Origin of the sequence: Micromonospora chaiyaphumensis, assembly GCF_900091435.1 — a bacterium.
GTDB classification, from domain to species: Bacteria; Actinomycetota; Actinomycetes; order Mycobacteriales; family Micromonosporaceae; genus Micromonospora; species Micromonospora chaiyaphumensis.
Genome location: NZ_FMCS01000005.1, coordinates 242,698 through 269,063 on the forward strand (window position 1 = coordinate 242,698; position 26,366 = coordinate 269,063).

General features: G+C 73.3%; 29 protein-coding genes. 19 read left to right on the forward strand and 10 right to left on the reverse strand.

Annotated features, from left to right (window positions below; genetic code table 11):
- The first annotated feature begins 36 nt into the window (after window positions 1-36).
- From GA0070214_RS15660 to GA0070214_RS15680, 5 genes are read left to right on the forward strand one after another with little or no spacing between them, the layout of a single operon-like run.
- Window positions 37-1,572, forward strand: coding sequence for a pyridoxal phosphate-dependent decarboxylase family protein (locus tag GA0070214_RS15660; RefSeq protein WP_091263442.1), 1,536 nt, complete (start codon window positions 37-39; stop codon window positions 1,570-1,572).
- A gap of 19 nt (window positions 1,573-1,591) precedes the next feature.
- A complete protein-coding gene (locus tag GA0070214_RS15665; RefSeq protein WP_091263444.1) occupies window positions 1,592-2,884 on the forward strand; it encodes a lysine N(6)-hydroxylase/L-ornithine N(5)-oxygenase family protein in 1,293 nt (430 codons plus the stop codon).
- A 2-nt stretch (window positions 2,885-2,886) separates the two neighbouring features.
- A complete protein-coding gene (locus GA0070214_RS15670) occupies window positions 2,887-3,438 on the forward strand; it encodes a GNAT family N-acetyltransferase (RefSeq protein WP_208602804.1) in 552 nt (183 codons plus the stop codon).
- Window positions 3,439-3,450: 12 nt separating this feature from the next.
- Window positions 3,451-5,229, forward strand: coding sequence for an IucA/IucC family protein (locus GA0070214_RS15675; protein ID WP_091263448.1), 1,779 nt, complete (start codon window positions 3,451-3,453; stop codon window positions 5,227-5,229).
- Window positions 5,226-6,716 carry an MFS transporter gene (locus tag GA0070214_RS15680; protein ID WP_091263450.1) on the forward strand — a complete coding sequence of 497 codons (1,491 nt, stop codon included), beginning with the start codon at window positions 5,226-5,228 and terminating at the stop codon, window positions 6,714-6,716. Before GA0070214_RS15675 ends, GA0070214_RS15680 begins: the two co-directional genes overlap by 4 nt.
- A gap of 22 nt (window positions 6,717-6,738) precedes the next feature.
- On the opposite strand, the gene GA0070214_RS15685 is transcribed toward GA0070214_RS15680, so the two are convergent.
- Window positions 6,739-7,386, reverse strand: coding sequence for a hypothetical protein (locus tag GA0070214_RS15685; RefSeq protein WP_091263986.1), 648 nt, complete (start codon window positions 7,384-7,386; stop codon window positions 6,739-6,741).
- A 314-nt stretch (window positions 7,387-7,700) separates the two neighbouring features.
- On the opposite strand from GA0070214_RS15685, the gene GA0070214_RS31525 reads away from it, so the two are divergent.
- From GA0070214_RS31525 to GA0070214_RS15700, 3 genes are all read left to right on the forward strand, one after another.
- On the forward strand, window positions 7,701-7,991 hold the full coding sequence (locus GA0070214_RS31525) for a hypothetical protein (RefSeq protein WP_139141864.1): 291 nt from the start codon (window positions 7,701-7,703) through the stop codon (window positions 7,989-7,991).
- Between the two features lie 90 nt (window positions 7,992-8,081).
- A complete protein-coding gene (locus tag GA0070214_RS15695; protein WP_244167729.1) occupies window positions 8,082-8,630 on the forward strand; it encodes a SigE family RNA polymerase sigma factor in 549 nt (182 codons plus the stop codon).
- A complete protein-coding gene (locus tag GA0070214_RS15700) occupies window positions 8,627-9,232 on the forward strand; it encodes a hypothetical protein (protein ID WP_091263453.1) in 606 nt (201 codons plus the stop codon). The genes GA0070214_RS15695 and GA0070214_RS15700 overlap by 4 nt, the downstream gene beginning before the upstream one ends.
- 21 nt (window positions 9,233-9,253) lie before the next feature.
- Here GA0070214_RS15700 and GA0070214_RS15705 read toward each other — a convergent pair whose 3' ends face one another.
- Together GA0070214_RS15705 and trmB are read right to left on the reverse strand one after the other, a co-directional pair.
- Window positions 9,254-11,758 (reverse strand): DEAD/DEAH box helicase, encoded by a 2,505-nt coding sequence (locus GA0070214_RS15705; RefSeq protein ID WP_091263456.1) that lies wholly within the window; start codon window positions 11,756-11,758, stop codon window positions 9,254-9,256.
- A 47-nt stretch (window positions 11,759-11,805) separates the two neighbouring features.
- Window positions 11,806-12,510 (reverse strand): tRNA (guanosine(46)-N7)-methyltransferase TrmB, encoded by a 705-nt coding sequence (trmB, locus tag GA0070214_RS15710; RefSeq protein ID WP_091263458.1) that lies wholly within the window; start codon window positions 12,508-12,510, stop codon window positions 11,806-11,808.
- A gap of 126 nt (window positions 12,511-12,636) precedes the next feature.
- Between trmB and GA0070214_RS15715 the strand changes: the two genes are divergently transcribed.
- Window positions 12,637-13,254 carry a hypothetical protein gene (locus GA0070214_RS15715; RefSeq protein WP_091263459.1) on the forward strand — a complete coding sequence of 206 codons (618 nt, stop codon included), beginning with the start codon at window positions 12,637-12,639 and terminating at the stop codon, window positions 13,252-13,254.
- An 8-nt stretch (window positions 13,255-13,262) separates the two neighbouring features.
- A complete protein-coding gene (locus GA0070214_RS15720; RefSeq protein ID WP_091263461.1) occupies window positions 13,263-13,958 on the forward strand; it encodes a class F sortase in 696 nt (231 codons plus the stop codon).
- Window positions 13,959-14,289: 331 nt separating this feature from the next.
- Here GA0070214_RS15720 and GA0070214_RS15725 read toward each other — a convergent pair whose 3' ends face one another.
- A complete protein-coding gene (locus tag GA0070214_RS15725; RefSeq protein WP_091263463.1) occupies window positions 14,290-14,520 on the reverse strand; it encodes a winged helix-turn-helix domain-containing protein in 231 nt (76 codons plus the stop codon).
- 175 nt (window positions 14,521-14,695) lie between these two features.
- On the opposite strand from GA0070214_RS15725, the gene GA0070214_RS15730 reads away from it, so the two are divergent.
- Window positions 14,696-14,899 carry a hypothetical protein gene (locus tag GA0070214_RS15730; protein ID WP_091263465.1) on the forward strand — a complete coding sequence of 68 codons (204 nt, stop codon included), beginning with the start codon at window positions 14,696-14,698 and terminating at the stop codon, window positions 14,897-14,899.
- Between the two features lie 6 nt (window positions 14,900-14,905).
- Here GA0070214_RS15730 and GA0070214_RS15735 read toward each other — a convergent pair whose 3' ends face one another.
- Genes GA0070214_RS15735 through GA0070214_RS15745 form a run of 3 tightly spaced genes read right to left on the reverse strand, consistent with a single transcriptional unit; the run spans window position 14,906 to window position 17,010 of the window.
- Window positions 14,906-15,226, reverse strand: coding sequence for an antibiotic biosynthesis monooxygenase family protein (locus tag GA0070214_RS15735; protein ID WP_091263467.1), 321 nt, complete (start codon window positions 15,224-15,226; stop codon window positions 14,906-14,908).
- A 22-nt stretch (window positions 15,227-15,248) separates the two neighbouring features.
- A complete protein-coding gene (locus GA0070214_RS15740) occupies window positions 15,249-16,046 on the reverse strand; it encodes an exodeoxyribonuclease III (protein ID WP_091263469.1) in 798 nt (265 codons plus the stop codon).
- A 37-nt stretch (window positions 16,047-16,083) separates the two neighbouring features.
- Window positions 16,084-17,010 (reverse strand): proteasome assembly chaperone family protein, encoded by a 927-nt coding sequence (locus tag GA0070214_RS15745; protein WP_091263470.1) that lies wholly within the window; start codon window positions 17,008-17,010, stop codon window positions 16,084-16,086.
- A 390-nt stretch (window positions 17,011-17,400) separates the two neighbouring features.
- Between GA0070214_RS15745 and GA0070214_RS15750 the strand changes: the two genes are divergently transcribed.
- The 3 genes from GA0070214_RS15750 (at window position 17,401) to GA0070214_RS15755 (ending at window position 19,290) form a co-directional block, all read left to right on the forward strand.
- Complete coding sequence (locus tag GA0070214_RS15750) at window positions 17,401-18,273, forward strand: peptidase M23 (RefSeq protein ID WP_091263472.1); 873 nt, start codon at window positions 17,401-17,403, stop codon at window positions 18,271-18,273.
- 92 nt (window positions 18,274-18,365) lie between these two features.
- The gene (locus GA0070214_RS31855) at window positions 18,366-18,512 is read left to right on the forward strand and encodes a hypothetical protein (RefSeq protein ID WP_167364277.1); all 147 of its coding nucleotides are present in this window, start codon (window positions 18,366-18,368) and stop codon (window positions 18,510-18,512) included.
- Window positions 18,513-18,552: 40 nt separating this feature from the next.
- Window positions 18,553-19,290: an EcsC family protein gene (locus GA0070214_RS15755; RefSeq protein WP_091263474.1), complete on the forward strand. Its 738-nt coding sequence runs from the start codon at window positions 18,553-18,555 to the stop codon at window positions 19,288-19,290.
- A 63-nt stretch (window positions 19,291-19,353) separates the two neighbouring features.
- On the opposite strand, the gene GA0070214_RS15760 is transcribed toward GA0070214_RS15755, so the two are convergent.
- Window positions 19,354-19,971 carry an antibiotic biosynthesis monooxygenase gene (locus tag GA0070214_RS15760; protein WP_091263476.1) on the reverse strand — a complete coding sequence of 206 codons (618 nt, stop codon included), beginning with the start codon at window positions 19,969-19,971 and terminating at the stop codon, window positions 19,354-19,356.
- Between the two features lie 163 nt (window positions 19,972-20,134).
- On the opposite strand from GA0070214_RS15760, the gene GA0070214_RS15765 reads away from it, so the two are divergent.
- From GA0070214_RS15765 to GA0070214_RS15785, 5 genes are read left to right on the forward strand one after another with little or no spacing between them, the layout of a single operon-like run.
- A complete protein-coding gene (locus GA0070214_RS15765) occupies window positions 20,135-20,398 on the forward strand; it encodes a DUF6343 family protein (RefSeq protein ID WP_091263478.1) in 264 nt (87 codons plus the stop codon).
- Window positions 20,399-20,410: 12 nt separating this feature from the next.
- Window positions 20,411-21,823, forward strand: a complete 1,413-nt coding sequence (locus tag GA0070214_RS15770; protein WP_091263479.1) for an NADP-dependent succinic semialdehyde dehydrogenase — start codon at window positions 20,411-20,413, stop codon at window positions 21,821-21,823.
- A 41-nt stretch (window positions 21,824-21,864) separates the two neighbouring features.
- Window positions 21,865-22,830: a TIGR03885 family FMN-dependent LLM class oxidoreductase gene (locus GA0070214_RS15775; RefSeq protein ID WP_091263481.1), complete on the forward strand. Its 966-nt coding sequence runs from the start codon at window positions 21,865-21,867 to the stop codon at window positions 22,828-22,830.
- Window positions 22,831-22,867: 37 nt separating this feature from the next.
- Window positions 22,868-24,448: a Na+/H+ antiporter gene (locus GA0070214_RS15780; RefSeq protein WP_091263483.1), complete on the forward strand. Its 1,581-nt coding sequence runs from the start codon at window positions 22,868-22,870 to the stop codon at window positions 24,446-24,448.
- Window positions 24,445-24,702, forward strand: a complete 258-nt coding sequence (locus GA0070214_RS15785) for a UBP-type zinc finger domain-containing protein (RefSeq protein ID WP_091263485.1) — start codon at window positions 24,445-24,447, stop codon at window positions 24,700-24,702. The genes GA0070214_RS15780 and GA0070214_RS15785 overlap by 4 nt, the downstream gene beginning before the upstream one ends.
- A gap of 4 nt (window positions 24,703-24,706) precedes the next feature.
- Here GA0070214_RS15785 and GA0070214_RS15790 read toward each other — a convergent pair whose 3' ends face one another.
- Together GA0070214_RS15790 and GA0070214_RS15795 are read right to left on the reverse strand one after the other, a co-directional pair.
- Window positions 24,707-25,240 (reverse strand): GNAT family N-acetyltransferase, encoded by a 534-nt coding sequence (locus tag GA0070214_RS15790; protein ID WP_091263991.1) that lies wholly within the window; start codon window positions 25,238-25,240, stop codon window positions 24,707-24,709.
- A gap of 28 nt (window positions 25,241-25,268) precedes the next feature.
- Complete coding sequence (locus GA0070214_RS15795) at window positions 25,269-26,306, reverse strand: serine hydrolase domain-containing protein (RefSeq protein WP_208602793.1); 1,038 nt, start codon at window positions 26,304-26,306, stop codon at window positions 25,269-25,271.
- Window positions 26,307-26,366 lie beyond the last annotated feature (60 nt).

The window sequence follows — 26,366 nt, forward strand, 5'->3', positions numbered from 1 at the left end:
GCCGTTGTGTCCGCTTCCGACCACTGAGGACTGCCCATGAGTCTGCCCGGAGCAACCGTTCCGGCCCCCTCGGCCGGCGCCGGTCCGGCCGCCGCCCGGGACCACCTGTTCACCGCCCGCACGCTGGACCGCTACCGCGGCGTGCTGGCCGAGGGTGTCGAACGGGTGGCCCGCCGGGTCGCGACCGCCGACCGGCCGTTCACCGGGGTCGGCCCGGACGACCTCGCCCCGCGCGTCGCGGCCGTCGACCTCGACCGGCCGCTCGGTGACACCGGCGCGGCCCTCGACGAACTGCACGACATCTACCTGCGCGACGCCGTCTACTTCCACCACCCCCGCTACCTGGCCCACCTGAACTGCCCCGTGGTGATCCCGGCCCTGCTCGGCGAGGCGGTGCTGAGCGCCGTCAACTCCTCGCTGGACACCTGGGACCAGAGCGCCGGCGGCACGCTCATCGAGCGCCGGCTCGTCGACTGGACGGCCGAGCGGATCGGGCTCGGCCCCGCCGCCGACGGGGTGTTCACCAGCGGCGGCACCCACTCCAACCTCCAGGCGCTGCTGCTGGCCCGCGAGGAGACCCGGGCACGGGCCGGCCTGCGGCCCGGACCCGGGGCGCTGTCCCGGCTCCGGGTGCTCACCTCGGCCGCCGGCCACTTCAGCGTGCAGAAGGCCGCCCGGCTGCTCGGCCTCGGCCCGGACGCGGTGCGCACCGTCGACACCGACGCGCAGCGCCGGATGCGCCCCGACGCGCTGGCCCGGGAGATCGCCCGCTGCCGGGCGGACGGGCTGCTGGTGATGGCCGTCGTCGCCACCGCCGGCACCACCGACTTCGGCAGCATCGACCCGCTGCCGCAGGTCGCCGACATCTGCGCGGCGGCCGGCGTGTGGCTGCACGTCGACGCCGCGTACGGCTGCGGGCTGCTGGTCTCACCGACCCGACGGCACCTGCTCGACGGCATCGAGCGGGCCGACTCGGTGACCGTCGACTACCACAAGTCCTTCTTCCAGCCGGTCAGCTCCAGCGCCGTGCTCGTGCGCGACGGCCGCACCCTGCGGCACGCCACCTGGCACGCCGACTACCTCAACCCGGCCCGTGCCGTCGAGCAGCGCATCCCCAACCAGGTCGACAAGAGCCTCCAGACCACCCGCCGCTTCGACGCGCTCAAGCTCTGGCTCACCCTGCGGATCATGGGCGCGGACGCGGTCGGCGCGCTCTTCGACGAGGTGGTCGACCGCGCGGGCGAGGCCTGGCACCTGCTCGACGCCGACCCCCGCTTCGAGGTGGTGACCCGGCCGACGCTGAGCACCCTGGTGTTCCGCTGGCGCCCCGCCGGCCTGGCCGCCGACCTCGTGGACGACGCCAACCTGTACGCCCGCGAGGCCCTCGCCGCCTCCGGCGCCGCGCTCGTCGCCGGTACCCGGGTCGACGGCGCCCACCACCTGAAGTTCACCCTGCTGAACCCCGAGACCACCGGGGACGACGTCGCCGCGGTCCTCGACCTGATCGCCGAACATGCCGGCTGGTACGCCCGCACCCGCACCGCCGACGAGCTGACCTGCCCGGTCGGCTGACGGCCCGTTCTGGAGAACCATGTCGACCCACGACTTCATCGCCGTCGGGCTGGGCCCGTACAACCTCGGCCTGGCCTGCCTGACCGCCCCGATCGCCGACCTCGACGGCCTCTTCCTGGAGGCCCGCGACGACGTCGACTGGCATCCCGGCATGCTGCTGGAGACCGCGCACCTGCAGACGCCGTTCCTCGCCGACCTGGTCACGCTGGCCGACCCGACCTCGCCGTACTCCTTCCTCAGCTACCTCAAGGAGACCGGCCGGCTCTACCCGTTCTACATCCGGGAGAACTTCTTCCCGCTGCGCAGCGAGTTCGACGCCTACTGCCGGTGGGCCGCCGCCAAGCTGCCGAACGTCCGGTTCGGACACGAGGTCACCGCGATCGAGTACGACGCCACGGACGACCGGTACGTGGTGCGCGCCCGGGTGGACGGCCGCGAGGTCACCCACCGGGCCCGCCGGCTGGTGCTCGGCACCGGCACCCCGCCGCACGTCCCGCCGGCCTGCGCGGGGCTGGGCGGCGACGTGATCCACAACTCGCGGTACCGGGAGCACCGGGCGGCGCTGCGCGGCAAGCGGAGCATCACCGTGGTCGGCAGCGGGCAGAGCGCCGCCGAGATCTACCACGACCTGCTCGCCGACATCGACACCCACGGCTACCAGCTCACCTGGGTCACCCGCTCGCCGCGCTTCTTCCCGCTCGAATACACGAAGCTCACCCTGGAGATGACCTCTCCGGACTACGTGGACTACTTCCACGCCCTGCCCGAGCCGACCCGCTACCGCCTCGAGGCGGAGCAGAAGGGGCTGTTCAAGGGCATCGACGCCGAGCTGATCAACGCGATCTTCGACCTGCTCTACGTGAAGACCGTGGGCGGACCGGTGCCCACCCGGCTGCTCACCAACACCGAGCTGACCGAGGCCGCCCACGACCCGGCGCGCGGCGCGTACACGCTGGGGCTGCGCCACGTCGAGCAGGGCCGCGACTTCACCCTGGAGACCGAGGGCCTGGTGCTGGCCACCGGCTACCACTACCGGGTGCCCGCCTTCCTCGACCCCATTCGGGACCGGCTCCGCTTCGACGGGCACGGCCGCTTCGACGTGGCCCGCAACTACAGCATCGACCACACGGGACGGGGCGTCTTCCTCCAGAACGCCGGCACCCACACGCACAGCGTCACCTCGCCCGACCTGGGCATGGGGCCCTACCGCAACTCGTGGATCATCCGCGAGCTGACCGGCCGCGAGCACTACCCGATCGAGAAGAGCATCGCCTTCCAGGAGTTCGGCGCCCCGGCCGGGGTGGCCTCATGACCATGCCGACGCACCACCGGGTGGACCCGCGCCTCGGGGAGTTCAGCCTCCGCCCGCTCGACCCGGACGCCGACGCCGCGCTGCTGCACGGCTGGGTCACCCACCCGAAGGCGGTGTTCTGGATGATGCAGGACGCCGACGTCGCCCGGGTGGCCGAGGAGTACCGGCGGATCGCCGCGCACCCGCACCACGACGCGTACCTCGGGTGCTGGCAGGGCCGGCCCGCGTTCCTGGCCGAGCGCTACGACCCGGCCCGGGTCGAGCTGGTCGGTCTCTACGACCCGGCCGAGGGCGACGTCGGGATGCACTTCCTCTGCGCGCCCACCGAGGCGCCGGTGCACGGCTTCACCCTCGCCGTGATCACCACGGTGCTGGACTGGCTCTTCGCCGACCCGGCCACCCGCCGGGTGGTGGTCGAGCCCGACGTGCGCAACACCGCCGTGCACGCGTTGAACGCGGCCGTCGGCTTCCGCGTCGTCGGCCCGATCGCCAAGCCCGAGAAGACCGCCCTGCTCAGCGTCTGCACCCGAGAGCAGTTCGCCGCCACCCGTTGAGAGGTACCCCGCGTGACCACCCCCTCCGCCGCCGTCGACCACCTCACCCCCGACCTGTGGGCCGCCGCCAACCGCCGGCTGGTCCGCAAGGCCCTGGCCGAGTTCGCCCACGAACGGCTCATCACCCCCGAGCGGCAGGGCCCCGGCCACTACCGGGTACGCAGCGACGACGGCACCGTCGAGTACCGCTTCGCGGCCCGGCGGCTCAGCCTGAACCACTGGTGGATCGACCCCGCCGGCCTGACCCGGCACGTCGACGGGCGGGAGGCCCCGCTGGACGCGGTCGACCTCTGCCTGGAGCTGCGCGGCGCGCTCGGCCTCACCGACGCCGTCCTGCCCGTCTACCTGGAGGAGATCACCTCCACCCTGGCCGGGCTCGCCTACAAGTCGGCCCGGCCCGAGCTGACGGCGGCGGAGCTGGTCGGGGCGGACTTCCAGCAGATCGAGACGGCCATGACCGAGGGCCATCCGTGCTTCGTGGCCAACAGCGGGCGGATCGGCTGGGGCGTGCACGACCACCACCGGTACGCCCCGGAGGCCGGCCAGCCGGTCCGGCTGCTCTGGCTCGCCGCGCACCGCGACCACACCACGTTCACCTGCGCCGCCGACCTGGACTACGACACCCATGTCCGGGCCGAACTGGGCGACGAGACCCTGGCCGGGTTCGCCCGCACCCTCACCGGGCTCGGCCTCGACCCGGCCGACTACCTCCTGCTGCCCGTGCACCCGTGGCAGTGGTGGAACAAGCTGGCGGTCACCTTCGCCGGCGAGGTGGCACGGCGGCACCTGGTGCCGCTCGGCGAGGGGCCGGACGAGCATCTGGCCCAGCAGTCGGTGCGCACCTTCTTCAACCTCACCGACCCGCACCGGCACTACGTGAAGACCGCGCTCTCGGTGCTCAACATGGGCTTCATGCGCGGGCTGTCCGCCGCGTACATGGAGCACACCCCGGCCATCAACGACTGGCTGGCCGGCCTGATCGCCGCCGACCCGGTGTTCGGGCGGACCGGGCTGTCGATCATCCGGGAGCGGGCGGCCATCGGCTACCGGCACCGGCAGTTCGAGGCGGCCACCGACCGGTACTCGCCGTACCGGAAGATGCTCGCCGCGCTCTGGCGGGAGAGCCCGGTGCCCGGGCTGGAGCCGGGCCGCCGGCCGGCCACCATGGCGTCGCTGCTGCACGTCGACCGGGCCGGCCGCTCCCTCGCCGGTGCGCTGATCGCCGGGTCCGGGCTGGCCCCGGCCGACTGGCTGCGCCGCTACCTGGACGCCTATCTGGTGCCGGTGCTGCACGCCCTGTTCGCGTACGACCTGGCGTTCATGCCGCACGGCGAGAACGTCATCCTGGTGCTCCGCGACGGCGTGGTGGAGCGGGTGATCTTCAAGGACATCGCCGAGGAAGTCGTGGTGATGGACCCGTCGGCCGACCTGCCCGACGCGGTGGGCCGGATCCGCGCCGCCGTGCCCGAGGACGAGAAGGTGCTCTGCGTCTTCACCGACGTGTTCGACTCGTTCCTGCGCCACCTCAACGCGATCCTGGCCACCGAGGGGATCCTCGACGAGGAGATGTTCTGGCGGACCGTGGCCGAGTGCGTCGGCGCCTACACGGCGTCGGTGCCGCACCTGGCCGGGCGGCACGACCTGTTCGCCCCGGAGTTCGTGCTCTCCTGCCTCAACCGGCTGCAACTGCGCAACAACCAGCAGATGGTCGACCTCGCGGACCCGTCGGCGGCGCTCCAGTTCGTCGGGACGCTGGCCAACCCCCTCGCCCCGTACGCCCCGCAGCCGTGAGCGCCCTCGCCGCGCCGGTCGCCCCGGTCGGGCCGGCGGTGCTGCGGCACCGCTGGTGGATCCTGGCCGTGCTCTGCCTGGCCCAGGTGACCGTGGTGCTCGACAACACCGTGCTCACCGTGGCCGTGCCGGTGCTCACCACCGAGCTGGGCGCCAGCACCAGCGAGGTCCAGTGGATCATCAACGCGTACGCCCTGGTCCTGTCCGGCCTGCTGATCAGCGCCGGCAGCGCGGCCGACCGGTACGGCCGGCGGCGGATGCTGCTGGCCGGGCTGGTGCTGTTCGGGGCCGGCTCGCTGGCGGCCGGGCTGGCCACCACCACCGGCCAGCTCATCGCGGCCCGGGCCGGGATGGGTGTCGGCGGCGCGCTGCTGGTCACGGCCACCCTGGCGGTGGCCGTGCAGGTGTTCGAGGGGCCGGCGCGGCAGCGGGCCATCGGGGTCTGGGCGGCGACCAGCGCGCTGGGCTTCGCGGTCGGGCCACCGGTCGGCGGGACCATCCTGGCCCACCTGCCGTGGCAGGCCATCTTCCTGGTGAACGTGCCGGTGGTGCTGGTCTGCCTGGTGGCCGTCCGGCTGCTGGTGCCGGAGTCCCGTAAGGCGGTCACCGGCCGCCTCGACGTGCTCGGCGTGCTGCTGTCGACGGCCGGGCTCACCGGTGTGGTCTGGGCGATCACCGCCGGGCCGGAGGAGGGCTGGGTCGCTCCGGCGGTGCTCGCCGCGGCCGTCGCGGGCGCCGTGCTGCTCGGCCTCTTCGTCGCCTGGGAACACCGCGTCAGCGACCCGATGCTGGACATGGGGCTGTTCCGCGACCCCCGGTTCACCGGCGCGGTCTCCGGGGTCGTGCTGATCACCTTCGGTGCGACCGGCGCGCTGTTCCTGCTCACCCAGCACCTGCAGTTCGTCCGCGGCTATCCGGCCTGGGAGGCCGGGCTTCGGATGGCGCCGTTCGCGCTGTCCATCGTGGTGCTCAACCTCACCGGGGTGGCCGCCGCGCTGATCCGCCGGATGGGACGGCCGGCCGCGGTCGCCGTCGGGATGGCACTGCTCGCCGTCGGCCTGCTGGCCGTCACGTACACCCCCGGCGACGGGTATCCGGTGCTGCTCGGCGGCCTGCTGCTCATGGGTTCCGGCTGCGCGCTGGCCAATCCGGCGATCGTCGAGGCGGTGGTGAGCGCGCTGCCGCCGGAGCGGGCCGGCGCCGGGGCGGGTGTCGACGGCACGATGACCGAGGTCGGCGGCAGCCTGGGTGTCGCGGTGCTGGGCGCGGTGCTGAACGCGCGCTTCGCCGCCCTGCTGCCCGCCGCGGTGGCCGGGGCCGGCTCGTTCCCGGCCGCGCTGGCCGCCGCCGGCACCGACGGCGAGCGCGCGCTCGTCCGGGATGCCTTCCGGGTGGCACTGGAGACCGGGCAGACCGTGGGTGCGGCGGCCGTGCTGGCCGGTGGCCTGGTGACCGCGTACCTGCTGCACCGCGCCCGGCGCCGGTGACGGCGCCGGGCGCGGTGCGGGGTCAGGCGGCGGTGGACCAGATGGCGCGGAACGCCGCGGCCTCGCCCGCCAGCCACTGCTCGACCTGCTCCGGCTTGACGTCGGCCGGCATCCGGTGGGACTCGCCGCGCCGGACGTCGACCAGCACCGGCTCGGCGTGCGGCAGGACCGCGTCCATGTGCCGGGCCATCAGGTGCAGGGTCGCGAGGGTGGTCTCCTCACTCGGCGGGGCCTCGTCGAAGTGCAGACGGATCGCCTCGGCGCGACCGTCGGCGTAGCGCACGCCGAACTGCGGGTTGATCTTCACGGGCAGGTCGCCCAGCATCGCGAGGGCGTCGCGGGTCTGCGCCAGGTCGACGCCGGCCGGCTCGCCGAGCGAGTGCAGCCACGTGGTCGCACCGGGCACCAGCGCCTCGTAGAGCGGGCGCCAGCGCGGCTTGACCAGGTCGGCCACCTGGGCCAGGTGCGTGCCGCCGGTGTGGAAGGCGACGTCGGCCTTGAGTGCCTTGACGAACTGGCCGTGCGGGTTGAACCCGTGCCGGCTCGCCCGCTGCTTGCGCAGGCCGCCGACGAAGGTGGCCTTGGTGGGCCCGGTGCGGTCCACGTAGCGGGTGAACCCGAGGAGGGTGGCGTAGGGGGTGACGGGGGCGGCGGAGGTGGGCGCGGTCACGAGCATCCTCCCAGGTCAAAAGCTCGATTAGTACATACATTCTAATCGACGGGTCTGACATCGCCCAGGGATGGAGGCGGGCTCTCAGAAGGCGGCGGAAAATCTTGTTCCGGGCCGGCAACCCTTCGGGCGCGCGAGGGCTGGACAGGGGTATGACGCACCTCATCGGCTCACGGATTCTCGTACCCGCTGCTCTCGTCGCGGTCGCCGCGGCGGCCGGCTGCACCGTCGCCCGGCCGGACGCCTCCGCGCCACCGGCACCGTCCTCGTCCCCGTCCCGTCCGGCGTCGACCTCGCCGTCGGGGCCGCCCACCATGGCGACGAGTGAGCGTCCCGAGGGTGGCTGCCCGGTCACGGCCGCGACGCTGGATCGGGTGCCCGGGCTGCCGGGCGGCTACCGGATCGCCGCGGACACCGTGGACTGCTGGAAGGGCTGGGCCACGGGTTGGGACCGGAACCAGCAGGGCGACGGCATGTACCTGTTCCGGTACAGCACCAGCCAGGGCTGGCGGGTGCACGGGCAGGGCAGCGCGTTCGACTGCGCGACGCTGGGCATCCCGAAGGACCCGGACGACCCCCCACCGTTCTGCTCGTTCGGCGGCTAGTGGTGCGGGGATAGTTCAATGTCCGTGCGTGTTCCGACGACGGCGGACCGGAGCGATGGTGGCCGACCAGCGGCGGATCGGGTTGCCCCGATGATGAGGAAGCGCATCGGACCGGAGGATCCGGCCGAGGCCGACTTCTGCGCGTTCGTCCGGGCCCGGACGCCGGCGCTGCAGCGCACGGCGTTCCTCCTGACCGGCGATCGGCACCTCGCCGAGGACCTGGTGCAGGATGCGCTGGCACGCACCCATCGGGCGCTGCACCGGCTCGCCGACGAGGGACATTTCGAGGCCTACACCCGCACCGCGATGTACCACCTGCACATCCGTCGCTGGCGGCGGACCCGGCTCGCCGAGAGCCTGCCCGGAGAACTGGCCGACCTGGCCCAACCGGACAGTGATCACGCGGGTCGCGTCGACCTGCGGATCTCGCTGCACCGGGCACTGGCCCAGCTCACCCGCCGCCAACGCGCGGTGCTGGTGCTGCGCTTCTTCGAGGACCGCACCGAGGCCGAGGCCGCCGACCTGCTGTCCTGCTCGGTCGGCACGATCAAGAGCCAGACGAGCAAGGCCCTGGCACGGCTGCGGACGGTCGCGCCCGAGCTGCTGCCCGCCGCGGAGCCGAAGGGAGGGTCCCGATGACCGACGACTTCACCCGGCTGCGCGGCGCCATGAACGAGCTGGCCGAGCACGGCGGCAGCCCCGACCTGTACGAGCGCGCGTTGCACACGTCCCGCCGGTTGCGCCGGCGCCGCGCCATCGCCACGGGGGCCGCCGCAGCCGCCGGCGTGGCGGCGGTCGTCACCGGCGCGGCCCTGTCGGCCGGCGTCCCCGGCCCCACCCCGCCACCGGGCGCCGACGCACCGCCGGCTGCCCCCACCACCGAGCCCTCGCCGCACCGGACCTCCACGTCACCGTCCCCGTCCCGTCCGGCGTCGACGTCCCCGTCCGGGCCGCCCACCACGACGGCGAGTGAGCGTCCCGAGGGTGGCTGCCCGGTCACGGCGGCGACGCTGGATCGGGTGCCCGGGCTGCCGGGCGGCTACCGGATCGCCGCGGACACCGTGGACTGCTGGAAGGGCTGGGCCACGGGTTGGGACCCTCACCAGCAGGGCGACGGCATGTACCTGTTCCGGTACAGCACCAGCCACGGCTGGCGGGTGCACGGGCAGGGCAGCGCGTTCGACTGCGCGACGCTGGGCATCCCGAAGGACCCGGACGACCCCCCACCGTTCTGCTCGTAGGGCGGCCGTCCGGGCGCTGGCCTACAGCTGCCCGACGTCGGTGATCCGGACGGCGGCGGCGCCCGCCTCGTCGGAGGCCGCGAGATCGATCTCAGCGCTGATGCCCCAGTCGTGGTCGCCCTCCGGGTCGTCCAGGATCTGGCGTACGGTCCACTTCTCCCGGCCCTGCTCGATCATCAGCAGCGCCGGCCCGCGCGCGTCCGGCCCCACCCCGATCGAGTCGTACGCCTCGAAGTACGGCTCCAGCGCGTCCGCCCACGCGTCCGCGTGCCAGCCGTTCTCGCCGTCCAGCTCCCCGAGCAGGTCCCAGCGCCGCAGCGCGGCCAGCTCGACCCGGCGGAACAGCGCGTTGCGCACCAGCACCCGGAAGGCCCGGGCGTTGCGGGTGACCGCCGGCGGCCGGTCGTCCAGCGACGCGGCCACCTCCGCGACGTCGGACGGGTTGCGCAGCCGCTCCCACTCGTCGATCAGGCTGGAGTCGACCTGGCGCACCAGCTCGCCCAGCCACTCGATGAGGTCGGCCAGCTCCTCGGTCCGGGCGTCCTCGGGGACGGTCTGCCGCAGCGCCTTGTACGCGTCCGCGAGGTAGCGCAGCACCAGCCCCTCGGAGCGGGACAGGCCGTAGAACTGGACGTACTCGGTGAACGTCATGGCCCGCTCGTACATGTCGCGGACCACGGACTTGGGGGAGAGCTGGTGGTCGGCGACCCAGGGGTGGCCCTGCCGGTACATCTCGTACGCCGACTCCAGCAGCTCGGCGAGGGGCTTCGGCCAGGTCACCTCGTCGAGGAGTTCGAGGCGGGCCTCGTACTCGATGCCCTCGGCCTTCATGGCGGCGACCGCCTCGCCGCGGGCCTTGAACTGCTGTGCGGAGAGCACCTGACGCGGGTCGTCCAGGATCGACTCGATCACGCTGAGCACGTCGAGCGCGTACGACGGGGACTCCCGGTCGAGCAGCTCGACGGTGGCCAGGGCGAGCGGGGAGAGCGGCTGGTTGAGCGCGAAGTCGAGCTGGAGATCGACGGTGAGCCGCACCCGCCGGCCCTGCTCGTCCGGCTCGGGCAGTTCCTCGACCACGCCGCCGGCCCGCAGCGCCCGGTAGATGGCGATGGCCCGGCGGATGTGCCGGCGCTGCGCGGCCGGGTCCTCGTGGTTGTCGGTGAGCAGGTGCCGCATCGACGCGAACGCGTCGCCGGGGCGGCCGATGACGTTGAGCAGCATCGAGTGGCTGACCTGGAAGCTGGAGGTCAGCGGCTCGGGCTCGGCCTCGACCAGGCGCTGGAAGGTGGGTTCGCCCCAGCCGATCGAGCCCTCCGGCGGCTTCTTCTTCACCACCTTGCGGCGCTTCTTGGGATCGTCGCCCGCCTTGGCGAGGGCCTTCTCGTTCTCGATGACGTGCTCGGGGGCCTGCACCACGACCCGGCCCAGGGTGTCGAACCCGGCCCGCCCGGCCCGGCCGGCGATCTGGTGGAACTCGCGGGCCTTGAGCAGCCGGGTCCGGGTGCCGTCGTACTTCGACAGGCCGGTGAAGAGCACGGTGCGGATCGGCACGTTGATGCCGACGCCGAGCGTGTCGGTGCCGCAGATGACCTTGAGCAGCCCGGCCTGGGCCAGGGTCTCGACGAGGCGGCGGTACTTGGGCAGCATGCCGGCGTGGTGCACGCCGATGCCGTGCCGCACCAGCCGGGACAGGGTCCTGCCGAAGCCCGAGGTGAACCGGAAGTTGCCGATCGCGCTCGCGATCATGTCCTTCTCGGCCCGGGTGCAGACGTTCACGCTCATCAGCGCCTGGGCGCGCTCCAGCGCGGCGGCCTGGGTGAAGTGCACGACGTAGACCGGGGCCTGCTTGGTGTTCAGCAGCTCCTCGAGGGTCTCGTGCAGCGGCGTCATCGCGTACGAGAAGAGGAGCGGGACCGGCCGCTCGGCCGAGCGGACGACGGCGGTCGGCCGCCCGGTGCGCCGGGTCAGGTCGTCCACGAAGCGGGTGGTGTCGCCGAGCGTGGCGGACATCAGGACGAACTGGGCCTGCGGCAGTTCGATGAGCGGCACCTGCCAGGCCCAGCCCCGGTCGGGCTCGGCGTAGAAGTGGAACTCGTCCATGATCACCTGGCCGACGTCGGCCCGGGCGCCCTCGCGCAGCGCCAGGTTGGCCAGGATCTCCGCGGTGCAGCAGATGATCGGGGCGTCGGCGTTGACGCTGGCGTCGCCGGTGAGCATGCCGACGTTCTCCGCGCCGAAGACCTCGCAGAGGGCGAAGAACTTCTCCGAGACCAGGGCCTTGATCGGCGCGGTGTAGAAGGTGGTGCGGTCGTCGGCCAGCGCGGCGAAGTGCGCGGCGATCGCCACCAGGCTCTTGCCCGAGCCGGTCGGCGTATTCATGATCACGTTCGCGCCGGAGACGATCTCGATGACCGCCTCCTCCTGGTGGGGGTAGAGGGCGAAGCCGCGCTCGGACGCCCAGCCGGCGAACGCGTCGTAGAGGGTGTCGGGGTCGGCGCTCTTCGGCAGCGCGGCGGTGAGAGTCATGGCGGCTCCCATCGTGCCTGGATCATGGGCCGCCGCGCCAACCGGGTTCAGCGCCGCCGGTGCACCAGGTCGAAGATCTCCCGCCCGGCGGTCAGCGCCCGCCGCTCGAACTTGGTCACCGGCCGGTGCGCCGGGCGGGGCGCGAAACCGCCGTGCACGTCGATCAGCTCCGGGTCGGCGGTCAGCGTCTCCCGCATCGACTCGGCGTACTCGGCCCAGTCGGTCGCGCAGTGCAGCGTCCCGCCGGGGACCAGCCGGGAGCGCAGCAGAGCCACGTGCGCCGGCTGGATGATCCGCCGCTTGTGGTGGCGGGTCTTCGGCCACGGGTCGGGGAAGAAGACGTGGACCGCGTCGAGGCAGCCCTCCGGCATGGCCCGCACCAGGTCCAGCGCGTCGCCCTTGGCCACCCGCACGTTGTCCAGGCCGTGCCGTTCGACCAGGTCGAGCAGGTTGGCGATTCCGGGCGTGTGCACCTCAACCGCCAGATAGTGTCGGTCCGGGTCGGCGGCCGCCATCGCCGCGGTGGCGTCGCCCATGCCGGAGCCGATCTCCAGCACCAGCGGCGCCCGCCGTCCGAACAGCGCCGCCGGATCGCACGGCCCGTCCAGGTCGTCGATCTCCAGGCCGTACGCGGGCCAGAGCCGGGCCAGCGCGTCGCGCTGCCGGTCGCTCATCCGCCCGCGCCGCGGGTGGAAGGTGCGGATACGGGAGGCGTGGGCCGGCGGCGCGGCGCTGAAGTCGGTGGAGGTCACAGCGACCCGAGCGTACGCGACCGGCGGAGCGGATCGGATGTGACGGACGGCCGGGGGTGAGAGGATTCATCCCGTACGGCAGGACGGGTGGCCCGCCGCCCGACACCGCTGAGGCCGGGAGGGGGCATGGTGTCAGTCACCGGACGTGCGGCGCTGCTGGTCGCGGCCGCCGCGTGCACCGCCCCCCTGGTCGGCGCGGTGCCCGCCCACGCCGCCCCGCCCGCTGCCGCCCTCTGGTCTGCCGCCCTCGGGTCTGCCGGCTCGGTGGTCGCCGCCGAGCCCGTGCCCGGCCAGCCGGAGACCCAGCCGTCGCCCGCCGACGTGATCTTCGTGGAGGTGACCCCGAGCACCGTCGAGGCCGGTTTCCTGGTCGGCATCCGGGCGAGCTGCCGGGACAACTCGGTGCCGGCCACCGTGGTCTCCGACGCGTTCGGCCGGGTCCAGGTGCAGCCGCAGCGGGGCCTGCTCACCGCCTCGCCGATGGTCCGGGACCGCACGCGACCGGGCAACTACCGGGTCAAGCTGGAGTGCCCGGGCGGGCAGACCGCGTCGACCATGCTCCAGGTGGTCAAGCGGGTGCAGCCCAGCCGAGGCCCGGCGACCGGCTTCGGCGGCACCGCCGGCGGCGGGTTCGGCGGGCTGCTCGTGCCGGTCGGGCTCGCGCTGACCGTGGCCGGCGCGGTGGTCGGCGTGGTCGCGTCCCGCCGACAGCCCCGTCTCCTCCGTGGCGCCGCCCGGCGCTGAGCCCCGCCATGGCCACGGACCCCACCCCTCAGCCCGCCACCCGGGCGGCCCAGTCCACCACCCGGTCGGCCCGGACGGCCGGCCGCAGCCCGTGGTCGGTGCCGCTCGCCGTGCTGCTGGTGCTGGTCGGGGTCTTCGCCACCGGCGCCGGGCTGGGCCGGACCGCCGGGCCGTTCGACTGGGCCGACGTGGCGACCGGGTCCAGCCGGCGCACCGCGGAGCCGGCCCGCGCGCGGGAGCCCGCCAGCCTCCCGGTCCGCCTCGCCGTGCCGGCCATCAAGGTCACCGCCCCGGTCACCCCGGTCGGCCAGGCGCGCGACGGCTCGATCGACGTCCCGCCGCTGACCGAGCACAACCAGACCGGCTGGTACAACCGCGGGTCGGTGCCCGGCGACCCCGGACGGGCGATCATCGTCGGGCACGTGGACACCAAGAGCGGGCCGGCCGTGTTCTACCGGCTGCACGACCTGAAGCCGGGGGACCGCATCGAGGTGACCCGGTCGGACCGCAGCGTGGTCACCTTCAAGGTCGACACCGTCGAGTACTTCGACAAGGCCAACCTCCCCGCCGACCGCGTCTACGGCGAGTCCGGCCCCGCGGAGCTGCGGTTGATCACCTGCGGCGGCGAGTGGGTGGGCGGCCACACCGGCTACGAGGACAACGTGATCGCCTTCGCCTCCCTGCTCGACACCCGCAATCCCTGACGCGGATCCTGCGCGCCGGGCCGCGATCGGCGCCGTGGCGGGTCGGCGATGGTCCACGAGCCGCTACGAACTTGATGACGTGGACGAGTCACCTCTGGCGGCAGCAGCACCAGGCTGATCCATCTGCGACATCAAGTTCGTAGGCGCTGGAGAGGGAGCGGCGACCGGGGCGGGCATCCGCGGGCGCCTTTCGAGCTGATGTCGGCAACGACTCAGAGCCGCCGCGCGCGCCGACAGCCACCGAACCCGGACGGCGCACGAGATCTTGGAGACCTTCCGTCAGCACCGAACGGCAACTCGCCAAGATCCGAAAGGATCGCGCCGGCGGCGGTCAGCGGGGTGTCTGCTCGGCGACCCAGAGGCCGCGGCCCTGGAGCCCGACGACCAGTCCGCGATCCTGGAGGATGATGATCGCCCGCTGCACGGTCGTGACGCTGACGCTGTAGAGGTCAGCGAATTCTTTGTAGGTCGGCAGCCGCTCGCCGGGCGGGTACTCGCCGCTCCTGATGCGGGCAGCGATGTCCTCGGCCACCTCGCGATAGCCGGTGGTGGGGATTGGCATGTGGAGGTTCCTTCGTTCGGCACCTCCCATCGGATCATGAGCGGCATCCACCTTCAACACCAACATTGCCTTAGGTACTAAAGGTCTCTAAGCTGTCCGGCAGCGGGTCCTTCGTTCGGCAAACGCTGGGGCCGTGCCGTGAAGCACCACCTGGATCTGGTGAAAGGCGTCGGCCATGCCGATGGATGAAGGGGAGATCACGCCCGCCGACGAGTTGTTCGTGATGATGCGGATCATCGACACGCACTGGACCCGGGCCCTCGACCAGCCGTGGCGGGCCGGTGGCTGCCTGGAGTGCCGCGACCGGGACACCTGCCCACAGCTCGACTGGGCCCTCAAGCTCATGGCCGACGTGGCGTCGACCATGTTCCAGAAGTAGGAGTGGTCAGCCCTTGCCGGGGACGTGCTGGACGACCTCGAACTCCAGCAGCGTGGCCCCGGTGGCGACCGGCTTGCGGGGCTCCCCGCCCTCGCCGCCGGCGTGCGCGGCCCGGGACGGCCCCTGCGCCCACGCCTGGTACGCCTCCTCCGTCTCCCAGCGGGTGTAGACGAAGTACCGGTTCTCCCCGGCGACCGGGCGGAGCAGCTCGAAGCCGAGGAAGCCGGGGGAGTTCTCCACCGCGCCGGCCCGGGCGGCGAACCGCTTCTCCAGCTCCTCGCCGGCACCCGGCGGGACGTCGATCGCGTTGATCTTCACGACTGCCATGGTTCCACCCTAACGATCCGGCTCAGAACGTCTCGACGGCCGGCACGAGGTCGGCGTCGACCACGATCGGTGCGTGGTCGGACGGGCCCTTGCCCTTGCGGGCCTCCCGGTCCACGTACGCGGAGGTGACCGCGCGGGCGAACGGCGCGGATGCGTAGACCAGGTCGATCCGCATGCCCTTGTTCTGGTGGAACATGCCGGCCCGGTAGTCCCAGTAGGTGTAGGGGTGCGGGCCCTTCATGGGGGTCGGCACCACGTCGCTGAGGCCGAGGTCGCGCAGTGCGGCCAGGGCGGCCCGCTCGGGCGGGGTGACGTGGGTGGAGGTGACGAAGAGCTTCGGGTCCCAGACGTCGTCGTCGGTCGGTGCGACGTTGAAGTCACCGCAGACCGCGAGCGGCAGCCCGCCGGCCACCTCCGGCTCCAGGGCGTCCCGCAGCGCCGCGAACCAGGCCAGCTTGTAGACGTAGTGCGGGTCGTCGGGGGAGCGGCCGTTGGGTACGTACACCGACCAGACCCGCAGGCCGGCGCAGGTGGCCGAGATGGCGCGGGCCTCGGGCAGCGGGAAGCCCGGCTCGCCGGGGAAGCCGACCGCCACGTCGGCCAGGCCCACGCGGGACAGGATGGCCACGCCGTTCCACCGGCCGTCGCTGTGGCTGGCCGCCTCGTAGCCCAGCTCGCCCACCTCGGCGACCGGGAAGGCCCCGTCGGGGCACTTGGTCTCCTGCAGGCAGACGACGTCGGGCTTCGTGGTGGCCAGCCAGTCGAGCAGGCGGGGGAGGCGGGCCTTCACCGAGTTGACGTTCCAGGTCGCCAGGCGCATGTCTCCAGCCTGCCCCATCCGCGGCCACCCCGCCGGGTCACCCCCGCGGGGTGTCGGTGTCTCCGGGACGGGTCTGCTCGGCGAGGAAGCGTTCCAGCTCGGCGCCGAGTTCGTCGGCGGTGGGCAGCGGCCCCGTCTCCGGGGCCAGGAGGCTCTTCTCGCCGCGGCCGCGGGCGAACGCGTCGTACTGCTCCTCCAGGGCCTGGACCAGGGTGGCCGCCTCCTCGGTCTGCGCGACCTGGCGGTCGATCTCCACCCGCACCACCTCGGCGGCGGCGCCCAGGCCGTCGCGGGGCAGCAGCAGGCCGGTGCTGCGGGACACCGCGGCGAGCAGCGCCTCGGCGGCGGCCGGGTACTCGGTCTGGGCGACGTAGTGCGGCACGTGCGCGGCGAAGCCGAGCGCGTCGCGGCCCTGCTCGCCGAGGCGGTACTCCAGCAGGTGGCCGACGCTGCCGGGCACCTGGACCTTCTGGAGCCAGGGCTCGTAGCCGGAGATCAGGTCCCGCCGGGTGGCGTGAGCGGTGACGCCGCTGGGCCGGGTGTGCGGGACGGCCATCGGGATCGAGTTGAGCCCGACGGTGAGCCGGACGTCGAGCCGGGTGCAGAGCGCGGCGACGGCGGCCACGAAGCGCTCCCACTGGAGATCCGGCTCGGGGCCGGTGAGCAGCAGGAACGGGGTCTCGTCGTCGTCGCGCAGCAGGTGCAGCTCCAGTGCGGGGGCGTCGTACTCGGCCCAGTGGTCCTCGACGAAGGTCATCACGGGCCGCCGGGAGCGGTAGTCGAAGAGCTGGTCGACGTCGAAGCGGGCGATGGGCCGCGCCTCCAGGGAGGTGAGCAGCTGCTCCCGGGCCAGCCGGGTGGCGCTGCCGGCGTCGACGAAGCCGGTGAGCGCCTGGATCAGCACCGGTTGGCCGAGATCGGGCAGATCGTCGGTGAGTTCGTAGAGCTCGTGTGGGTCGAGCACCGGTTCGGACCTTCCTGTCGACGCGTACGGGTGGGCCGTGCGTGCACGGCTCCCCGTTCGGCCAACGTACCGGCCGTCGTGGTCCATTCCGTTACGGGCCGACTGATGATCACAATTCGGCGACGGCCCCGGATCGGCTCCACCTCCCGGTCCGGGTGGGGATCCACCGAAAGGACGAGTTAGTCGATCACTGGGCGACCCGGCGGAGGCTGCGAGGTTCCTGCCCGGGGCGGTGCGAGGCTGGCCGGACCGGAGGTATTCCCGGGTCGCGAGGTCCGTCACCGGGCGACCCGCGACGGCGACCGATGTCCGGTTCGGTGGGCACGAACTGTGGCGAGGGCCACCCGATGAGCCTGGGTGATCCCGGTTTGCCCTGCCTAGCCTCGTCGAATGCGTGACGACGGCACCCTCGACGACCAGTACGGCCTCGACGGCTCGGCTGACCGTTCGGACGATACCCCCTCGCCCGTTCAGTCGACCGCTTGCACCGAGGCACCCACGGCCCGCGGTTCCCTGCGTACCCGCTTCAACGCCCTTTTGAACCCCTTCGCGGCCCGGCCCGGCCGGACGAAGATGGCCATGGCCACCGGCGCGGTCTGCTGCCTGGGCCTGGTGGGCGGCTTCACCCAGATCGGCGCCCGCCCGGCCGGCGACACCCCGAACCCGGCCGCTTCGGCAGAGATGGCCGAGCGCGCGGCCGTCGACGCCGCCTCCCGCGGCCTGGCCCGCGAGAGCACCGCCCCGACCACCCCGAGCGCCAGCCCCTCGTCCACCCCCTCGGCCACGGCGAAGCCGAAGCCGAAGGCGAAGCCCAAGCCCCGCCGGATCGTCCCGGTCGCCGGCCTGGACCAGACCCAGATGAACAACGCCAAGAAGATCGTGCAGGCCGGCCGGGAGATGGGCGTGCCGCGTCGCGGCCTGGTCATCGCGGTGGCCACCGCCATGCAGGAGAGCACCCTGCTCAACTACGCCAGCGCCGTGCTGCCCGAGTCGCAGAACTACCCGCACCAGGCCATCGGTTGGGACCACGACTCGGTCGGCCTGTTCCAGCAGCGCCCGAGCAGCGGCTGGGGCACCGTCGAGGAACTGATGGACCCGGAGTACGCCACCAAGGCGTTCCTCTCCGCCCTGGAGGAGATCCCCGGCTGGCAGGACCTGCCGCTCACGGTCGCCGCCCAGGCCGTCCAGGTCTCGGCGTTCCCGGACGCGTACGCGCAGCACGAGTGGCGGGCCAACGAGGTCGTCAAGGAGATCCTGGGCTGACCACGTCCCGGGTTGCCGCGGGGCCGATCCGGGTACCAGGGACTTGCCGGTCCCGGGTACACATGAGGGGGGACCGCGGACAGGAGGACGTCATGTCACTGATGCAACGGCTCAGCGCCTTCCTGCGGTCACCCCGCGGTCAGCAGCTGGTCGACCGTGGCCGGCGCGAGCTGGCCAAGCCGGAGAACCAGGCGAAGCTCAAGCAGCTCGCCAACCGGCTGTCGTCCCGCCGGCGCTGACCGCTCCGCCCCCGCAGCAACGACCCCCGGGAGCCCCCTCGTGACCGACTCCGCCCCCGTCGACGGCGAACCCACCGTCCCCCCGAAGCCGGCCGCGCCGGTGGAGGCGCCCGAGGCGCCGCCGGCCCGGCTCTGGGACCGGATGCGGGACGACCCGCAGTACGCGCCGGAGCACCTGGCCCTGGAGGCGGTGCGCCGGCTCGGGCCGGAGGCGGCGCAGTGGGCCGAGCGGGAGCGGGCGCAGCGGCCGGACGTCCCCGCCGACGAGCTGGCCGACCAGGCGGTGCGCAAGTTCGTCAACCACGCCCGGCTCTCCGGCGCGGTCTCCGGGGCGGCCGGGCTGCCCGGCGCGGTGATCGACGTGGGCGTGCTGGCCTGGACCCAGGCCCGGCTCGTGCTGCACGTGGCCGCCGCGTACGGCGTCGACCCGGTCCACCCCGACCGGGCCACCGACCTGCTCGTGCTCCAGCGGGTGCACAAGGTCGCCGAGAGCGCCCGACTCGCCCTCGGGGTGGCCGCCGGTCGGGAACGGGCCGGCGCGCTGTTCGGCATGGGCGGGCAGAACCCGCTTGGCCGGGTGATGCTCCAGCTCGGCGTCCGGCTGGCCCGGATGGCCGGGGTACGCGCCGCCAAGCGGCTGTTCGCCAAGGTGATCCCCGGCGCCGCGATCATCCTCGGCACCTGGGCCAACTCGTCGGCCACCAGGGATCTCGCCGACCGGGCCCGCGCCCTCTACCGGGGCGGCCCGCGCCAGCTGCCCGTCCCGCGCCGCCCCTGACCGCGCCGGACGGCCCTTCCGGCACCGACGCCCGCCGTCGGGCGGACGGTTCGTGAACGGGCGTCAGCGCCGCCAGGGCGCCGGCTGGCCGTGCAGCCACCAGTGCAGCGCGCGGGTGATCCGGGGCAGCACCAGGTAGGTCATGAGCGGCGTCAGGCACAGCGTCATGAGCAGCGTCCGCGCCGCCAGCGGCACGTCGGCGAGGAACCGCGCGGTGAGCAGGGTCGTGGTGAGGCTGAGCGGGAAGAACGCCAGCCAGATGGTGACCGCCTGCTTCCAGCGCGGCGGCGCGGCCGGCGCGGCCGGCGTGGCCGCCGGCTCGGCGTCGCCGGCCGCGAACGTCTCGACCACGTGGTCCACCGGCGGGTCGAACCAGCCCTCGATGCCGGTGCGGCGCTCGACCCGGGTGTGCTCGACGATGCCCTGCGCCGAGCTGAGCCACCAGTGCCGCTGCGGGGAGTCCTCCCAGCCGCGCAGCGTGTCCTGGTTCGCGAAGCGGTACATGACGTGCCACTCGGGCGAGCCCGGTGCGCTGCGGACGAACCCGGCACCGAGGAATCCCGGGAAGCTCTCGGCCAGCGCCGTACCGGCCCGCATCCACGCCACCATCTCGTCGGTGCGCGCCGGGTCGGCGCGCCGCGAGACGGCGACGGTCACGGGTACCGCGTGCGTCGTGGTCATGCCCATCCTCTCCGCCGCCGCCGGGATCTCCGCCGGTCCGGGCAGACCGGTGTAACGCACGGCCGGGTCGGACGCATCCGGCGCGTACCCGCTTCGTGTGCGGGATCACCGGCCGCGCGCGGGGAGCCGGTTAGCGCGGGCCGTGCCGGGGTAGGCCGGAGGAATGACGCGATCACAGCCCCGCCGTGCCCGCGGCACGGTCGGCCACGCGTACAGCGCGCTGAACCTGCGGCTCGCCCTCGCCCTCTTCGGCCTGGTCATCATGACCGTCTTCGCGGTGCTCGCGTTCGCCGCCGGCGTGACCTGGCTGGGCGTCGTCTGCGCGATCCTCGCCGTCGTGGCCGTGGTCGACCTGTTCGTCATCCAGCGCCGCCGCGCCGCGCGCCGCCGCGAGGAGCCGGGCGTGCGGCACTCGCTGTTCGAGTGACAGGAGTACGACATGCCCATCGCCACCACCAATCCCGCCACCGGACAGGTGCTCAAGACGTACGACCCGATGTCGGACGAGCAGATCGACGCGGCGATCGAACGGGCCGACCTGGCCTTCCGGCAGTTGCGGGAGACCACGATCGCCCAGCGCGGCCGGTGGATGATCGCCGCGGCCGACCTGCTGGAGGCCGAGCGGGACGAGACCGCCCGGCTCATGACCACCGAGATGGGCAAGACGTACGCGGCGGCGAAGGCGGAGGTCACCAAGTGCGCCGTCGCCTGCCGCTTCTACGCCGACAACGCCCCGCGGATGCTCGCCGACGAGCCCGCCGACGCCGTCGCGGTCAAGGCCAAGCGGGCGTACGTCCGCCACCAGCCGATCGGCCCGGTGCTCGCCGTGATGCCGTGGAACTTCCCGCTCTGGCAGGTGATGCGGTTCGCCGCGCCGGCCCTCATGGCCGGCAACACCGGGCTGCTCAAGCACGCCTCCAACGTCCCGCAGACGGCCCTCTACCTGGAGGAGCTGTTCCGCCGCGCCGGGTTCCCGGAGGGCGCGTTCACCACCCTGCTGGTCGGCTCCGACGCCGTGGACCGGATCCTCAGCGACCCCCGGGTCCGGGCCGCCACGCTCACCGGCAGCGAGCGGGCCGGCCGCTCGATCGCCCAGACCGCCGGGCGGGAACTCAAGAAGACCGTGCTGGAGCTGGGCGGCAGCGATCCGTTCGTGGTGATGCCCTCGGCCGACCTGGACAAGGCCGCCGAGGTGGCCACCACGGCCCGCTGCCAGAACAACGGCCAGTCCTGCATCGCCGCCAAGCGGTTCATCGTGCACACCGACGTCTTCGACGCCTTCGCCGAGAAGTTCGCCGCCCGGATGTCGGCGCTGCGTGTCGGCGACCCGATGGACGGGAACACCGACGTCGGCCCGCTGGCCAGCGAGGGCGGCCGGGACGAGATCCACGCCCAGGTGCAGGACGCGGTCGACAACGGCGCCACCGTGCTCTGCGGCGGCGAGAAGCCGTCCGGCGACGGCTGGTACTACCCGCCGACCGTGGTCACCGACCTGCGGCCGGGCATGCGGATGTGGTCCGAGGAGGTGTTCGGGCCGGTGGCCGGCCTCTACCGGGTCGGCTCCTACGAGGAGGCCATCGAGGTCGCCAACGGCACCAACTTCGGCCTCGGCTCCAACGCCTGGACGACCGATCCGGCCGAGCAGGAGCGCTTCGCCGTCGACCTGGACGCCGGCAACGTCTTCATCAACGGCATGACCACGTCCTATCCGGAGCTGCCCTTCGGCGGTGTGAAGAACTCCGGGTACGGGCGCGAGCTGTCGGCCGTGGGCATGCGCGAGTTCTGCAACACCAAGACCGTCTGGGTCGGCGAGGGGAAGGTCGGCGCCGGAGCGGGGGCGCACTCCGAGTAGTCGCGATTGGCCGGACACCGTCATGGGTAGGACATCCGCCCATGACGGTGTTCGGCTTCCACGCGTCCCACGAGCAGATCCACCCGGCGAAGTTGCTGGCGGCGGTGACCCACGCCGAACGGGCCGGCTTCGACGCCGCCATGTCGTCGGACCACTTCTCGCCGTGGAGCGCCCGGCAGGGCCACTCCGGCTTCGCCTGGTCCTGGCTCGGCGCCGCGCTCCAGGCCACCAACCTGCCGTTCGGTGTGGTCAACGCGCCCGGCCAGCGCTACCACCCGGCCATCATCGCGCAGGCCATCGGCACCCTCGCCGCCATGTACCCGGGCCGGTTCTGGGCCGCCCTCGGCACCGGCGAGGCGAGCAACGAGCACATCACCGGCACCGGCTGGCCGCGCAAGGACGTCCGTGCCGCCCGGCTGCGCGAGTGCGTGGACGTGATCCGGGCGCTGCTCGCGGGCGAGGAGGTCAGCCACGACGGCCTGGTCACCGTCGACCGGGCGAAGCTGTGGACCCGGCCCGAGCAGCCGCCCGCCCTGATCGGCGCGGCGGTCAGCGTCGAGACCGCCCGGTGGTGCGCCGAGTGGGCCGACGGACTCATCACGGTCAACGCGCCGGTGGCGCACCTGCGGCGGATGATCGACGCCTACCGCGACGCGGGCGGGCGCGGGCCACTGCACCTCCAGGTGCACGTGAGCTGGGCCCCCGACCAGGCCGAGGCCGAGGCCGTCGCGTACGACCAGTGGCGCAGCAACGTCTTCGCCCCGCCGGTCTGCTGGGACCTGGAACTGGCCGACCACTTCGACAAGGTCAGCGAGGACGTGCCCATGGAGAGGGTCGCCTCGGTGGTCAACGTCTCCGCCGACCTCGGCCGGCACGTCGGCTGGCTGGAGGGGTACGTGGCGCTGGGCTTCGACCAGATCGCCCTGCACCACGTCGGGCAGGAGCAGCGCGCCTTCATCGACGCGTTCGGCACCGAGGTGCTGCCGAAACTCCGTACCGCCTCGTGATCACGCCGCGGCCCCCGGCCGCCTAGGCTCGTACCCCATGGAAGCTCTGATCGAGGTCGTGGTCTTTCTCGCGATCGCGACCTTCGGCGCGGCGCTGGCCCGGCGGCTCGGCCTGCTGGCGCCGATCCTGCTGGTCGTGCTCGGCCTCGGCCTGTCCTTCGTGCCCGGCTTCCCGCAGGTCCGCCTCGACCCGGAACTGGTGCTGGTGGGCATCCTGCCGCCGCTGCTCTATGTGGCCGCGCTGAAGACGTCGGTTCCCGCGTTCCGGCTCAACCTCCGGCCGATCCTGCTGCTCGCCGTCGGGCTGGTGCTCTTCACCGCGCTCGTCGTGGGCACCGTCGTCCACCTGATCCTGCCCGAGGTGCCGTACTCGATCTGCCTGGCCCTCGGCGCGGTGGTGGCACCGCCCGACGCGATCGCCGCGACCGCGGTGGCCCGGCGGGTGGGCCTGCCCCGGCGGATCGTGACGATCCTGGAGGGCGAGAGCCTGGTCAACGACGCCACGGCGCTGGTGCTGCTGCGGGTGGCGGTCGCCGCGGCCACCGCGGCCGGCGGTCACGTCGGCGTCGGCGCGGTGGCCCGCGAGGTGCTCGTCTCGGCCGGCGGCGGCGTCCTCGTCGGGCTGCTCGGCGTGGTGGTCTTCGGCGCCCTGCACAAGCGGATCACCGACCCGGTGCTGGACAACGCGCTGTCGCTGATCGTGCCGTTCACGGTGGTCTTCGCCGCCGAGGAGATCCACGCCTCCGGCGTGGTCGCCGTGGTGGTGACCGGGCTGGGCATCGGGCACAAGCAGCCGCTGCTCATGTCGGCCGCCTCCCGGCTCCAGGTGGGCGCGTTCTGGCGACTGATCCAGTTCCTGCTGGAGGGCCTGGTGTTCCTGCTGGTCGGCCTGCAACTGCCCGAGGTGCTCCGCGACCTGGACGAGCCCGCCGGCCGGCTGGTCGGGATCACCGCCGCGGTGCTGGCCGCCGTCGTGCTGACCCGGTTCGTCTGGCTCCTCCCGGCCACCTACCTGGGCCGGCTGGTGCCCCGCGCGCGCCGCCGGGAGACGTCGACCCCGGTGCAGGTCCCCCTCGTCATCGGCTGGGCCGGGATGCGCGGCGTGGTCACCCTCGCCGCCGCGCTCGCACTGCCGCTCACCCTGGCCGACGACCGGGCCTACCCGCGGCAGCTGTTCATCTGGCTGGCGTTCGCGGTGATCGTGGTGACCCTTGTCGCGCAGGGCGCCACCCTGCCGGCGGTGGCCCGCGCGGCGAAACTGCCGCCGGACGACCCGGTGCAGGACGCGCTGTCCGCCGCCGCCGTGCAGCAGCAGGCCAGCCGGGCCGCCCGGGACCGGCTGGAGGAACTCGCCGGTGGGGCGCCGGACGCCGTCGTGGAACGGCTGCGCGGGCTGGTGCAGAGCCGCACCAACCTGGCGTGGGAACGGCTCGGGGGCGAGGAGCGGGAGACCCCCTCCCGGGCGTACGGTCGGTTGCGGCAGGAGATGATCGACGCGGAGCGGGAGGTGTTCCGGGCCGCGCGCGACTCCGGGAAGATCCCGGAGGAGGTGCTGGTCCGCGCCTACCGCGACCTGGACCTGGAGGAGTCGTTGCTGCGACAGGAGGCCGACGAGTGAGCTGTGCACACCTTACCGAGGCGGGCGACGCCGAGTTCGCGACCACGACCGAGTGCCCGGATTGCGTGGCCATCGGCAACGACGACTGGGTGCACCTGCGGGGCTGCCTCACCTGCGGGCACGTGGGCTGCTGCGACTCCTCGCCCTACCAGCACGCCAGCAAGCACTTCGCGTCGACCGGGCACCCGGTGATGCGCTCGGTCCAGCCCGGCGAGGCCTGGCGCTGGTGCTTCGTCGACGAGGAGATCGGCTGACCGCTCAGCCGAGGCGGCGTTCCAGCACCTGCCCCGGCCACGGCTCCCGGCCCGGGCGCTCGACCGTGAACCGGTCGGTCGCGGTGAACCCGCAGCCCTCGTAGAACCGGACCAGCGCCCGGTCGTCCCCGCCGTAGCAGTCCACCCGGAGCAGCCCCAGGCCGCGCTCCCGGGCCAGCTCCGCCGCGTACGCCAGCAGGCGCGCCCCGATCCCGTGCCCCGCGTACGCCCGGTCGGTCACCAGCAGGTTGACGAACAGCTCGGGCTCGGTGGCCGGCGGCACGTACGCGGTGGCCGACCCCACCACGAGGGCGCCCACTTCGGTGTCGCCGAGCATCGCCAGGTACAGCCCGCCGCCGGTGGTCCACACGTCGGTCTGGGCGATCCGGCGCGGGTCGGTCGACGCGGGTTCGGTGCCCCACTGGCCGGTCCGGCCGCGCGCCACCAGCCAGGCGGTGGCGCTGTCGAGCAGACGCAGCACGGTGGCGGCGTCGTCCGGCCCGCCGGGGCGGATGGCGATGGTCTGCTGGTCCGTCATGCCGGTCATGCTGCCATCCGGCACCTGATCACACCGACCGGTGGACCGGTGGGACCGCCTCGGACACCTCGGTGAGCAGTTGGGCGACCCGGTCGCCCCAGTGCGAGGCGATGACCAGGACCCGGTCGGGGTCGACCCAGAGCAGGTGCCGGCCGCCGTTGCCGCGCGCGCAGCGCCCCGTCCGTGGCGCGCCGGGCTGCACCCTTCCCGAGTCGTTGCGCCACCAGAGGTAGCCGTAGTCGGCGTTCAGCGGGCACGGTGACCAGGCCCGCCGGATCCACTCGGCGCTCAGCAGCCGCCGGCCCTCCCACACCCCGCCGCCCCGATGGACCTCGCCGAGCAGGGCCAGGTCGGCCGCGGAGATCCAGAGCCCGCCGCCCCAGTGCGCCCCGCCGCTCACCACCGGCACCCGGACGCCGTCGACGTCGACCACCGCGTCCGCGTACCCGTGCCAGGACCACGACGGCGAGGCACCGAGCGGGTCGAGCACGGCCTCGCGCAGCACCTCGCCGAGCGGCCGCCGGAACAGCAGGGTCAGCGCCAGGCAGAGCAGATTGACCCGTACGTCGTTGTAGGCCCAGCCGGTGCCGGGCGCGCCCTCCCGCTCGAAGCCCTCGCGGCGGCTCTGCGCGTCCACCGCGGTCGGCTTGCCCCACAGCTCGCCGGTCCAGCCGCTGGTCTGCTGGAGCAGGTACGCCCAGGTGATCCCGTCGATCCCGAGCCCCGCGAGGAACGGGTGGTCGACGGTGTCCCGCACGGGCGCGTCCGGGTCGAGCAGGCCCCGGTCGAAGGCGACCCCGGCGACGGTGGCGACGACGGCCTTGGTGCCGCTGAACAGCATCTCCGGCGTCGCCGGGTCGCCCCAGGTGGCGAGCACCTCGCCCCGGTGCCGGATCACGCCGCTCGCCCCGGTGCCCGGCAGCAGCGGCCCGGTCACCTCCCGGTGCGACTCGTCGGCCACCTGCGCGGCCAGGTAGCGCTCCATGTCGGCGATGCCCTCGGTCACCCGGGCGGCCTGCCGGGCGACGGCGGCCCGCACCGCGCCGAGATCTACGCCGATGGTCATGATCTCGACCCTAGGCAGAGCCTCGCCGGGCCGGCGGTCCCGAACCGGGCGACCCCCGTC